This is a genomic window from Parahaliea maris, assembly GCF_008064665.1.
Taxonomy (GTDB): domain Bacteria; phylum Pseudomonadota; class Gammaproteobacteria; order Pseudomonadales; family Halieaceae; genus Parahaliea; species Parahaliea maris.
In genome coordinates this window covers 884,730-897,549 of record NZ_VRZA01000001.1, presented here as the reverse complement: position 1 = coordinate 897,549, position 12,820 = coordinate 884,730, and the positions used below count along the sequence as shown (strand labels likewise).

Sequence of the window (12,820 nt, the reverse complement as noted above, 5' to 3'; positions counted from 1 at the left end):
TTTAAGGGGTCAGAGCCCTTTAATTAAAGGGCTCTGACCCCTTAAAACCGTATTCAGATTCTGGGTTGGCAGCTGCGCTGCGCGACCTGACTGCAGCCCGCGAGGGGCTGTTGAACCGCCCACTGTGGCGGATGGCTAATCACGCTGGGGAGTACTGATGGCATACTCGTACACTGAGAAAAAACGCATTCGCAAGGACTTCGGCATGCTGTCGAAGGTCATGGACGTTCCATACCTGCTTGCGATCCAACTGGATTCCTACCGGAAGTTCACCCAGCAGGGCACGCCCCTGGACCAACGTGGCGATTACGGCCTGCACGCTGCATTCAAGTCCGTATTTCCTATTGTCAGCTACAGCGGCAACGCCGCTCTGGAATACGTTGATTACGCCCTGGGCACTCCGGTGTTTGACGTCAACGAGTGTCAGCTGCGTGGCGTCACCTACTCCTGCCCCCTGCGCGTGAAGGTCCGCCTGATCATTTACGACAAGGACTCCGCCAACAAGACCATCAAGGACATCAAGGAGCAGGAAGTCTACATGGGGGAGATCCCCCTGATGACCGAGAACGGTACCTTCGTCATCAACGGTACCGAGCGTGTCATCGTGTCCCAGCTGCACCGCTCCCCCGGTGTATTCTTCGACCACGACAAGGGCAAGACCCACTCGTCCGGCAAGCTGCTGTACTCCGCCCGGGTGATTCCCTACCGTGGCTCCTGGCTGGACTTCGAGTTCGACCCGAAAGACATGGTCTTTGTGCGTATCGACCGTCGCCGCAAGCTGCCGGCGACCATCCTGCTGCGCGCCCTGGGTTACGAGTCCGAGGAAATCCTGGACATGTTCTACGACACGAACACGTTCAACGTCGACAAGGACGGTGCTTACACCATCAAGCTGATCCCCGAGCGTCTGCGCGGTGACGTCGCTGCCTTTGATATCAAGGTTGGCAAGAAAGTCATCGTGGAGCAGGGCCGCCGTATCACTGCGCGCCACATTCGCGATCTGGAGAAAGCTGACGTCACCGAACTGGAAGTGCCGGAGGAGTACCTCTACGGCCGCGCCCTGGCCAAGAACTTCATCGACGAGAAAACCGGTGAAGTACTGGTTGAGTGCAACTCCGAAGTCAATGGTGAGATCCTGGCCAAGCTGCGCGAAGCCGGTGTCGACATCATTGAAACCCTGTACACCAATGAGCTGGACTGCGGTCCGTTCATCTCCGATACCCTGCGTCAGGACAGCACCCGCAACGAGCTGGAAGCGCTGGTCGAAATCTACCGCATGATGCGCCCCGGCGAGCCGCCGACCAAGGAGTCTGCCGAGAACCTGTTCCAGAACCTGTTCTTCTCCGCCGACCGCTACGACCTGTCCAACGTTGGCCGCATGAAGTTCAACCGCCGCCTGGGTCGTGACGAAGTGACCGGTTCCGGCGTCCTCGACCGTGAAGACATCGTAGCGGTACTGAAGACCCTGGTGGACATCCGTAACGGCCGCGGCATGGTGGACGACATCGACCACCTGGGTAACCGCCGTGTGCGTTCCGTGGGCGAGATGGCCGAGAACCAGTTCCGAGTGGGCCTGGTGCGTGTGGAGCGCGCGGTAAAAGAGCGCCTGTCCATGGCCGAGTCCGAGGGCCTGATGCCCCAGGACCTGATCAACGCCAAGCCGGTTTCCGCCGCGGTGAAAGAGTTCTTCGGTTCCAGCCAGCTGTCCCAGTTCATGGACCAGAACAACCCGCTGTCGGAAGTGACCCACAAGCGCCGTGTATCGGCCCTTGGCCCGGGTGGCCTGACCCGCGAGCGTGCCGGCTTCGAAGTGCGCGACGTACACCCGACGCACTACGGCCGCGTCTGTCCGATCGAGACCCCTGAAGGTCCGAACATCGGCCTGATCAACTCGCTGGCAACCTATGCCCGCACCAACGATTACGGCTTCCTCGAGTCGCCCTACCGCAAAGTGGTGGACGGCAAGGTGACCGACCAGATCGAATACCTGTCGGCCATCAATGAAGCCGGCTTCGTAATCGCGCAGGCGTCTGCGGAACTGAACGAGAACAATCAGTTCGTGGAAGAGCTGATCAACGTGCGTTACATGAACGAATTCACCGTCAAGCCGGCGGTAGAAGTCGGCTACATGGATGTATCACCCAAGCAGGTGGTATCCGTGGCGGCGGCCCTGATTCCGTTCCTCGAGCACGATGACGCGAACCGCGCCCTCATGGGTTCGAACATGCAGCGTCAGGCGGTTCCGACCCTGAAGAGCGACAAGCCTCTGGTGGGCACCGGTATGGAGCGCTACGTCGCTGCCGACTCCGGTGTGTGTGCCGTGGCCCGTCGCCCCGGCGTAATCGACTCCGTCGACGCCAGCCGTATCGTGGTACGCGTCAACGACCAGGACGTGGGCAAGGACGAGGCACCGGTTGATATCTACAACCTGACCAAGTACACCCGCTCCAACCAGAACACCTGCATCAACCAGCGGCCGATTGTGCGCCAGGGTGACGTGGTCGACCGCGGTGACATCCTGGCCGATGGCCCGTCCATCGATATGGGTGAGCTGGCCCTGGGCCAGAACATGCGCATCGCGTTCATGCCCTGGAACGGCTACAACTTCGAGGACTCCATCCTGGTGTCCGAGAAAGTGGTCAAGGAAGATCGTTTCACTACGATCCACATCCAGGAACTGACCTGTATCGCCCGTGATACCAAGCTGGGGCCGGAAGAGATCTCTGCCGATATTCCCAACGTGGGTGAGAGCGCCCTGGCCAAGCTGGATGAGTCCGGCATCGTGTACATCGGTGCGGAAGTCGACGCCGGCGATATCCTGGTGGGCAAGGTAACGCCGAAGGGCGAAACCCAGCTGACCCCGGAAGAGAAACTGCTGCGCGCGATCTTCGGTGAGAAGGCCTCCGACGTGAAAGACACCTCCCTGCGTGTGCCTTCCAGCACCAAGGGTACGGTGATCGACGTCCAGGTATTCACCCGCGACGGTCTGGAGAAGGACGCTCGTGCCCTGCAGATTGAGAAGCACCAGCTGGACGAGTTCCGCAAGGATCTGAAAGAAGAGTACCGTATCTTCGAAGAAGCCTCCTTTGCGCGTCTGGGCAACCTGATCAAGGGCCAGAAGACCGTCAGTGGTGCGGGCCTGGCCAAGGGCACCAGCCTGACCGAGAAGGTGCTGAGCGAACTGGATCGCGACCAGTGGTTCAAGCTGAAGCTGGCCGATGCCGACCTGAACGAAGCCCTGGCTTCCGCCAAGCGTCAGCTCGACGAGCAGAACAAGCTGCTGGAAGAGCGCTTTGAAGACAAGAAACGCAAGCTGCAGTCCGGCGACGACCTCGCCCCGGGCGTGCTGAAAATCGTCAAGGTCTACCTGGCCATCAAGCGTCGCATCCAGCCGGGTGACAAGATGGCGGGCCGCCACGGTAACAAGGGTGTGATCTCGGTGATCATGCCGGTGGAGGACATGCCCTACGACGAGAACGGTGAGCCTGTGGACATCGTGCTCAACCCGCTGGGTGTACCCTCGCGGATGAACGTGGGCCAGATTCTGGAAACCCACCTGGGCATGGCTGCCAAGGGCCTCGGCGTGAAGATCGACGAGATGATCGCCGAGCAGCGCAAGGTCGCCGAGGTACGCAAGTTCCTCGAGTCCATCTACAACAACGGCGCTGGCCGTGTTGAGGATCTCAAGTCACTCAGCGACGAAGAGATCATGGAACTGGCCGGCAACCTGCGCGGTGGTGTGCCGATGGCGACCCCGGTATTCGATGGTGCTGCCGAGGAGTCCATCAAGGAACTGCTGGAACTGGCGGGTCTGCCTGAGTCAGGCCAGTTCACCCTGCACGACGGTCGTACCGGCGAAGCCTTCGACCGTCCGGTGACCGTGGGCTACATGTACATGCTGAAGCTGAACCACCTTGTGGACGACAAGATGCACGCCCGTTCCACCGGTTCCTACAGCCTGGTTACCCAGCAGCCGCTGGGTGGTAAGGCCCAGTTCGGTGGCCAGCGCTTCGGTGAGATGGAAGTGTGGGCGCTGGAAGCTTACGGCGCGGCCTATACGCTGCAGGAAATGCTGACTGTGAAGTCGGATGACGTGGCGGGCCGTACCAAGATGTACAAGAACATCGTCGATGGTGACCATCGTATGGAGCCGGGCATGCCCGAGTCCTTCAACGTGTTGGTTAAGGAGATCCGTTCACTGGGTATCGATATCGAGCTGGAGAACGAGTGATCACCAGCTGCCCGGCGGCGCGCCGCCGGGCGGTGCATTAACGAACATATTCAGGACTCACGGCCGGGTGGCCCAGCCACCCGCCCAAAGGAAAACCTCGCGGAGGAAAGACCTTGAAAGACTTACTTAATCTGCTCAAGTCCCAGGGACAGTCAGACGAATTCGATGCCATCCGTATTGGCCTCGCGTCCCCGGAGATGATTCGCTCCTGGTCATTCGGTGAAGTGAAGAAGCCGGAAACCATTAACTACCGTACCTTCAAGCCGGAGCGGGACGGCCTGTTCTGCGCCAAGATCTTTGGCCCGGTGAAGGACTACGAGTGCCTGTGTGGCAAGTACAAGCGCCTCAAGCATCGCGGTGTTATCTGTGAGAAGTGTGGCGTTGAAGTGGCGTTGGCCAAAGTGCGTCGCGAGCGCATGGGCCACATCGAACTGGCGTCGCCGGTTGCGCACATCTGGTTCCTGAAGTCGCTGCCGTCCCGTATCGGCCTGCTGCTGGACATGACCCTGCGCGATATCGAGCGGGTACTGTACTTTGAATCCTACGTGGTCACCGATCCCGGCATGACTACCCTGGAGCTCGGCCAGCTGCTCACCGACGAGCAGTACTACGAGGCCATGGAAGAATTCGGTGACGAGTTCTCCGCCAAGATGGGTGCCGAAGCCGTCCAGGACCTGATGAGCCAGCTCGACCTGGAGCAGGAGATCGCCCGCCTGCGCGAGGAGATCCCGGCCACCAACTCCGAGACCAAGATCAAGAAGCTGTCCAAGCGCCTGAAGCTGATGGAAGCCTTCGCCAACTCCGGCAACAAGCCCGAGTGGATGGTCATGAACGCCCTGCCGGTACTGCCGCCGGACCTGCGCCCGCTGGTACCGCTGGACGGTGGCCGCTTTGCGACCTCCGACCTGAACGACCTGTACCGTCGGGTGATCAACCGTAACAACCGGCTTAAACGGTTGTTGGACCTCAATGCGCCCGACATCATCGTGCGCAACGAGAAGCGCATGCTGCAGGAGTCCGTGGACGCGCTGCTGGACAACGGCCGTCGCGGCCGCGCCATCACCGGCTCCAACAAGCGCCCGCTGAAGTCCCTGGCCGACATGATCAAGGGCAAGCAGGGCCGCTTCCGTCAGAACCTGCTGGGTAAGCGGGTCGACTACTCGGGCCGTTCCGTGATCGTGGTGGGCCCGACCCTGCGCCTGCACCAGTGTGGTCTGCCCAAGAAAATGGCCCTGGAGCTGTTCAAGCCGTTCATCTTCGGCAAGCTGGAAGCCCGTGGCCTGGCGACGACCATCAAGGCCGCCAAGAAAATGGTCGAGCGCGAGCCGCCGGAAGTGTGGGACATCCTCGCCGAGGTCATCCGTGAGCACCCGGTACTGCTGAACCGCGCACCGACCCTGCACCGCCTGGGTATCCAGGCCTTCGAGCCAGTACTGATTGAAGGTAAGGCGATCCAGCTGCACCCGCTGGTGTGTGCCGCCTACAACGCGGACTTCGACGGCGACCAGATGGCGGTACACGTACCGCTGACCCTGGAAGCCCAGCTGGAAGCGCGCGCGCTGATGATGTCTACCAACAACATCCTGTCGCCCGCCAACGGTGAGCCGATCATCGTACCGTCCCAGGACGTGGTACTGGGTCTGTACTACATGACCCGCGAGCGCGTAAACGCCAAGGGCGAGGGCATGGCCTTTGCCAATGTCTCCGAAGTACACCGCGCCTACAAGGCCGGTCACGTCCACCTGCAGGCGCGCGTCAAGGTACGTGTATCCGAGGCTGTGGCTACCGAGGAAGGCGACCTGGAAGAGCGCACTTTCCTGGCGGACACTACCGTCGGCCGCGCCCTGCTGTGGGAAATCGTACCCCGCGGTATCGGTTACGACATGGTCAACCAGGACATGGCCAAGAAGGCTATCTCCCGCATTATCAACCAGTGCTACCGCGTGGTGGGCCTGAAGGCGACCGTTATCTTCGCCGACCAGCTCATGTACACCGGTTACGAGTACTCCACCCGCTCCGGTTCCTCCATCGGTGTGAACGACTTCGAGATCCCCGAAGCCAAGGCCGAGATCATCGATCACGCCGAAGCCGAGGTGAAGGAAATCGAAGACCAGTTCGCCTCCGGCCTGGTAACCCACGGTGAGAAGTACAACAAGGTGATCGATATCTGGTCACGCGCCAACGACCTGGTGTCCAAGGCGATGATGGAAGGCCTTTCCAAAGAGAGCGTGGTCAACCGTGAAGGCGAGGAAGAGCAGCAGGCTTCCTTCAACTCGGTGTACATCTACGCCGACTCCGGCGCCCGGGGTTCACCCGCCCAGATCCGCCAGCTGGCGGGCATGCGGGGCCTGATGGCCAAGCCCGACGGCTCCATCATCGAGACGCCGATTGTGGCGAACTTCCGTGAGGGCCTGAACGTACTGCAGTACTTCATCTCCACCCACGGTGCTCGTAAGGGTCTGGCGGATACCGCACTGAAGACCGCGAACTCCGGTTACCTGACCCGTCGTCTGGTTGACGTGGCCCAGGACCTGGTAGTGACCGAGGACGACTGTGGCACCGACGCCGGCCTGCTGATGGCACCGGTCATCGACGGTGGCGACATCATCGAATCGCTGGGCGATCGCGTACTGGGCCGGATCGTGGCCAAGGACGTACTCAAGCCCGGTAGCGACGACGAAATTGCCATCACTGCCGGCACCATGCTGGACGAGGCCTGGGTTACCCGCCTGGAAGAAATGGGTATCGACGAGATCGAAGTGCGCTCGCCGATCACCTGTGAGACCCGTCACGGTATCTGCTCCACCTGTTACGGCCGTGACCTGGCCCGTGGCCACAAGGTCAACATGGGTGAGTCCATCGGTGTTGTGGCGGCCCAGTCCATTGGTGAGCCGGGTACCCAGCTGACCATGCGTACCTTCCACATCGGTGGTGCGGCGTCCCGGGCGACTGCCCAGGACAACATCCAGGTGATGAACGACGGTACCGTGCGTCTGCACAACGTGAAGGTAGTAGACCGTCAGGACGGCTCCCTGATCACCGTTTCCCGTTCCGGTGAACTGTCGGTTCTGGACAAGGTCGGCCGTGAGCGCGAGCGTTACAAACTGCCCTACGGTGCAGTGATCAAGGTGCAGGACCACGCGGAAGTCTCCGCCGGCGACATCGTCGCCAACTGGGACCCGCACACTCACCCGATCGTGACCGAGCTGGCGGGTACCGTGAAGTTCTCCGCCATGGACGAAGGTGTGACCATCAAGCGCCAGACCGACGAGCTGACCGGTCTGTCTTCCATCGAGGTGATGGAAGTGGGTGAACGCCCCGTCGCCGGCAAGGACGTGCGTCCTGCGGTGACCCTGGTGGACGAGAATGGCAAGGAACTGTGCCTGCCGAACACCAACGTTCCGGCCCACTACTTCCTGCCGGCCCACGCCCTGGTGAACCTGGAAGACGGTGCCAAGGTGGACGCGGGTGACGTACTGGCCCGTATCCCGCAGGAAGGTTCCAAGACTCGCGACATCACCGGTGGTCTGCCGCGCGTTGCCGACCTGTTCGAAGCCCGTAAGCCGAAAGAGCCCGCCATCCTGGCGGAAATCTCCGGTACCGTGAGCTTCGGTAAGGAAACCAAGGGCAAGCGTCGCCTGGTGATCACCCCGACCGACGGCAAGCCGCTGGCGGATGGTTCCGATCACTACGAGGCGCTGATTCCCAAATGGCGTAACCTCTCCGTGTTTGAAGGTGAGCAGGTAGAGAAGGGTGAAATCGTGTCTGAAGGCCCGATGAGCCCCCACGATATCCTGCGCCTGAAAGGCATCGAGGACCTGGCCAAGTACATCGTCAACGAGATCCAGGAGGTTTACCGCCTCCAGGGTGTGAAGATCAACGACAAGCACATCGAGGTGATCGTTCGCCAGATGCTGCGCAAGGTGATCATCACCTCCAGTGGCGATTCCACCCTGATCAAGGGCGAGCAGGTAGAGTTCACCACCTTCCTCGAGGAGAACGAGCGCCTGCTGGCCGAGGGCATGATCCCCGCCACCGCCGAGCGCGAACTGCTGGGTATCACCAAGGCCTCGCTGGCCACTGAGAGCTTCATCTCCGCGGCCTCCTTCCAGGAGACTACCCGCGTACTGACCGAAGCAGCGGTAACCGGCAAGCGCGACTACCTGCGCGGCCTCAAGGAGAACGTGGTCGTTGGCCGCCTGATCCCGGCCGGTACCGGCCTTGCCTACCACGAGGAGCGCAAGCGCAACCGTGACGGTGACAGCGAGATGACTGTGTCTGCACAGGAAATCGAAGCGGCACTGACCGAGGCGCTGCAGGCGGACGACTAAGTCTGCGTGATCCCGCTGCCTCCGGGTGGCGGGTGCCAGATCAAGGGCTCATCCTGAGAGGGGTGGGCCCTTTTTGCATTTTACGACATTGCCTACATCTTCGAAGATGCTGCCCTGGCGGAAAGGGGTCGCCAACTCAGCAAGTCCGGTCGACAGAATCAGTGACGGTGTCTACTCTCAGTAGTCGGCCAACATGTTCTTCAATCCAACGCTCTTTGGGGAATCCTTATGAAGTTTCCAGCTCTCACGGTTGTCGCGTTGATCGGCGCTGCAATTCCCGCCATCGTAGCTCCACTGTCCTCCGCTCAGAACCGCCCGCTCACCATGGAGGAGGTTATGGGCCAGGCTGTGCAATCGAAGGAGATGAATCGGCGTGGGCCCAGCCAGCGAGACCTGCCAACGGACGACTCAGGGGTGACCGGTGTTCAGGGCGAGCCTGACCCTTACTCGTCTAAATCGCGGAGCCAGTCGGGTTCCGGTTCATCCTGCCAGTGGGTGTCAGCAGATAACTCGGGTACGCTCTATGGTATTGGAGGTGTAGGCGGTGGCAGTGCCAAGCAGTGCGTTTGTGGCGTTCAGGTTGCTGATCCAAGCAACTGCAATTAACCCGCAGCAACGATATCCACGCAGATCAGCTCTGGCTGTGCTCAAGTGTGCGAGGAGGGGAAGGCGCGCCATCTCTAACCCGTAGTCCGTTCCCCGCTTTGAGGTTTACTGTTTGAGACGGTGTACGTATTTCCACTACTCCCTCGTACAACTTGTAATCCACGACGTCGGCAGCCGGATCATAAAAAATCTCCACATCCGTTCCACGGATCCCGCACAGCGAAGTGCCAGTGCGTACGTTGAAAGCAGCCTGGCCCGTGAAGCCTTTGGTAAACGCCCTAATGGTGCCGCGGATTGTATTCACCATCGCTTCGCGGGCTAGGTCGTAGTGATTGGAATTCGCTCGCCGCTGCTGCTCGGCCCAGCGACGAAAAAAAACACGTTCGATTCGCACTTCCGTATCACTACCAACGTTGATCACCGTCGGCCCGGCATTTTTCGCCTCTATACGATCGTACAACTCGAGTATGATCCGGCCCCGGCTTTCAGTAAGCAGCGTATCTCCAGCCAGCAACTCAGTACCCTCCCTGAGAATCTGCGGGGCAGCAACTCCCACGCGGCGAAGCTGTGCCTTGCCCATAACCGATGTGACACGCCCGATATAATTGTCAGCTGACTCGAGGTGCCGGATTTCAGCTTCTATTTTGGCGATATTGGCTTGGATTTGTCCTTCCGTGAATTCGCCGGGATAGTCCTGAAGGGTGCGATCGTAGACCGCCGTGGCACTGGCATAGCTATTCACGCCGGGTGGCAGGACATTCGCAAACCCGGGTCTCCGAATCTGTTCATCAAAACAGTCCTCGAAGCGCCGCCAGTTTTCTTCTTCCACTCTTTGTAATTTCTGGTACCGCTCCCTGTCGGCGGTGCTCAGGGCGCCTGAAGCTGTTCGGCGCGAAGCCAGTTCAGACAAGCCATCATAAGCACGTTGATAGGCAAGGTCCTGCGATTGGCAAGCACCTGCGACAATGGCGTTATTAGTCGAGTCCAGCATGAATAAGGTATCTGCGGCCTCAAGCTTTTCGTGCAGTTCATTGAGTTTGCTTGCGGTCTCATAGTCTCGTTCGTAGAAAGCGGGGAATTCTCTGGCCTGTAACGGAAAACACATGACGGAATAGAGGACGAGGATTATCCAGACCAAAATGGGACGCTGGCAATTGCGGGATGCGCACGGTGAGGAAATAGTCTGTTGCATCAGGACTCCTCAGAACCAGAGATTCAGGGGGAACTGCTACCGTCAAGCAGCGTATTGATCCAGCCGAACAACTAGTATTCGCGTACTCGCGCGATTTGTCCACGCTGTACGGATTGGACCTGAAAGCAATACTGTCGTCAAAGTGTCAGGCCGATTGGGGCGTGGGGCACAAAAAAGCCGACCCGGAGGTCGGCTTCTTCGAGAGAACGCTGGCGCTTAGCCCGCTTTCTTACGCTCCGCCACTTCGGCGATAACCTGTTCTGACACGTTTTGCGGGCAGGGCAGGTAGTGCGAGAACTCCATGGAGAACTGGCCGCGGCCAGAGGTCATGGTGCGCAGGTGGCCGATGTAGCCGAACATCTCGGACAGCGGAACGTCTGCCTTGATGCGAACGCCGGTCGGGCCGGGCTCCTGGTCCTTGATCATGCCGCGACGACGGTTCAGGTCACCGATAACGTCACCCACGTGATCTTCCGGAGTGAACACGTCGACCTTCATGATCGGCTCGATCAGCTGCGGAGAGGCCTTCGGCATGGACTGGCGGAATGCGCCCTTGGCGGCCAGCTCAAACGCGATGGCGGATGAGTCAACAGCGTGGAAAGCACCGTCGTACAGCTCGATTTCAACGTCCAGCACGGGGAAGCCGGCAATCGGGCCTTCTTCCATCATGACCTTGAAGCCCTTCTCGATAGCCGGGAAGAATTCCTTCGGTACGTTACCGCCCACAACCGAGGAGGAGAACGCAAAGCCGGTGCCGGGCTCGCCGGGTTTGATGCGGTAGTCGATCTTACCGAACTGACCGGAACCACCAGACTGCTTCTTGTGAGTGTAGCTGTCTTCGATTTGCTGGGTGATGGTCTCGCGGTAGGCTACCTGCGGCTTGCCCACGACCAGTTCCACGCCGTAGGTACGCTTGAGGATGTCCACCTTGATGTCCAGGTGCAGCTCGCCCATGCCCTTGAGGATCGTTTCGCCGGAGTCCTCGTCGGTTTCCACACGGAAAGAGGGATCCTCGGCAACCAGCTTGCCGATAGCGATACCCATTTTCTCGACGCTGCTCTTGTCTTTCGGCGCAACGGCGATGGAGATCACGGGCTCGGGGAAGACCATGGCTTCCAGGGTGCAGGGGTGATCCGGGCTGCACAGGGTGTGGCCGGTCTGCACGTTCTTCATACCCACGATGGCGATAATGTCGCCGGCCTGGGCGGAGCTCAGCTCGGTGCGCTCGTCAGCCTGCATTTCCACCATGCGGCCGACACGCTCGGTCTTGCCGGTGAAGCTGTTGAGGATGGTGTCACCCTTGTTGATGCGGCCGGAGTAGATGCGCACGAAGGTCAGGGCGCCGAAACGGTCGTCCATGATCTTGAACGCCAGGGCGCGCAGGGGTTCGTCGGCGTCGACTTTGGCGAACTCGCCAGTTTCGTTGCCTTCTTCGTCGGTCAGCGGCTGCGGGTCAACTTCGGTCGGGGCCGGCAGGTAGTCCACAACGGCGTCCAGTACCAGCTGCATGCCCTTGTTCTTGAACGCGGAACCACAGAAGGTGGGGAAGAACTCGAGGTCGCGGGTACCCTTGCGGATGCAGCGCTTGATGTCTTCGATGGAGGGCTCTTCGCCATCCATGTAGGCCATCAGCAGGTCGTCGTCCATTTCCAGGGCAGTTTCGATCAGCTGCTCACGGTACTCGGCAACCTGGTCGGCCATGTCGGCGGGAACATCGACAACGTCGAAGTTTTCCGGCTGGCCGGACTCGTCCCAGATGTAGGCCTTGTTTTCCAGCAGGTCGACAACGCCCTTGAACTCGTCTTCGCGGCCGATCGGCAGGGTCATTACCAGGGGCTTGGCACCCAGTACTTTCTTGACTTGCTCAACCACGCGCAGGAAGTCAGCGCCAACGCGGTCCAGCTTGTTGACGAAGATGATCCGGGATACTTCGGATTCGTTGGCGTAGCGCCAGTTGGTCTCGGACTGGGGCTCAACGCCGCCGGAACCACAGAATACGCCGATACCGCCGTCCAGTACTTTCAGGGAGCGGTATACCTCTACGGTGAAGTCAACGTGCCCGGGGGTGTCGATGACGTTCAGGCGGTGGCCTTTCCAGGCACAGGTCACAGCAGCGGACTGAATGGTGATGCCGCGCTCGGCTTCCTGCTCCATGAAGTCGGTGGTGGATTCGCCCTCGTGAACCTCGCCCAGCTTGTGGATCTTGCCGGTGAGTTTCAGGATACGCTCGGTAGTGGTCGTTTTACCGGCGTCAACGTGAGCGAAGATACCGATATTACGATAGAGAGATAGGTCAGACATTGCACCTTCCAAGTGATTAATTTTTGGCCAAAAAAACAGGGCGCAAGGGTACAGGAAAATGCGCTCCGTTGGGAGTGCTCAGGTTGTGTATTTCCACCGTTTTTGCGAGGAAATGGCCGGAATGGGGCGCAGTGCGCGTTTCTTGCGCGATTTGGGGGG

At 59.9% G+C, this 12,820-nt stretch carries 4 protein-coding genes; 2 read left to right on the top strand and 2 right to left on the bottom strand.

The window, feature by feature from the left end; all coding sequences use genetic code 11:
• Nucleotides 1-157: 157 nt before the first annotated feature.
• Together rpoB and rpoC are read left to right on the top strand one after the other, a co-directional pair.
• Complete coding sequence (gene rpoB, locus FV139_RS03970; protein WP_148066910.1) at nt 158-4,231, top strand: DNA-directed RNA polymerase subunit beta; 4,074 nt, start codon at nt 158-160, stop codon at nt 4,229-4,231.
• Nucleotides 4,232-4,344: 113 nt separating this feature from the next.
• Entirely contained in the window at nt 4,345-8,562 is a 4,218-nt protein-coding gene (gene rpoC / locus FV139_RS03965; protein WP_148066909.1) for a DNA-directed RNA polymerase subunit beta', read from the top strand.
• A gap of 631 nt (nt 8,563-9,193) precedes the next feature.
• Here the strand turns inward: rpoC and FV139_RS03960 are convergent.
• Both FV139_RS03960 and fusA read right to left on the bottom strand, forming a co-directional pair.
• Entirely contained in the window at nt 9,194-10,360 is a 1,167-nt protein-coding gene (locus tag FV139_RS03960) for a FecR family protein (protein ID WP_148066908.1), read from the bottom strand.
• A 216-nt stretch (nt 10,361-10,576) separates the two neighbouring features.
• On the bottom strand, nt 10,577-12,661 hold the full coding sequence (fusA, locus tag FV139_RS03955) for an elongation factor G (RefSeq protein ID WP_148066907.1): 2,085 nt from the start codon (nt 12,659-12,661) through the stop codon (nt 10,577-10,579).
• Nucleotides 12,662-12,820: the final 159 nt, after the last annotated feature.

Excerpts from the sequence above, each read along its gene's own strand:
- rpoB (WP_148066910.1), top strand. The coding sequence starts at position 158 with ATGGCATACTCGTACACTGAGAAAAAACGCATTCGCAAGGACTTCGGC.
- FV139_RS03960 (WP_148066908.1), bottom strand. The coding sequence starts at position 10,360 with ATGCAACAGACTATTTCCTCACCGTGCGCATCCCGCAATTGCCAGCGT.
- fusA (WP_148066907.1), bottom strand. The coding sequence starts at position 12,661 with ATGTCTGACCTATCTCTCTATCGTAATATCGGTATCTTCGCTCACGTT.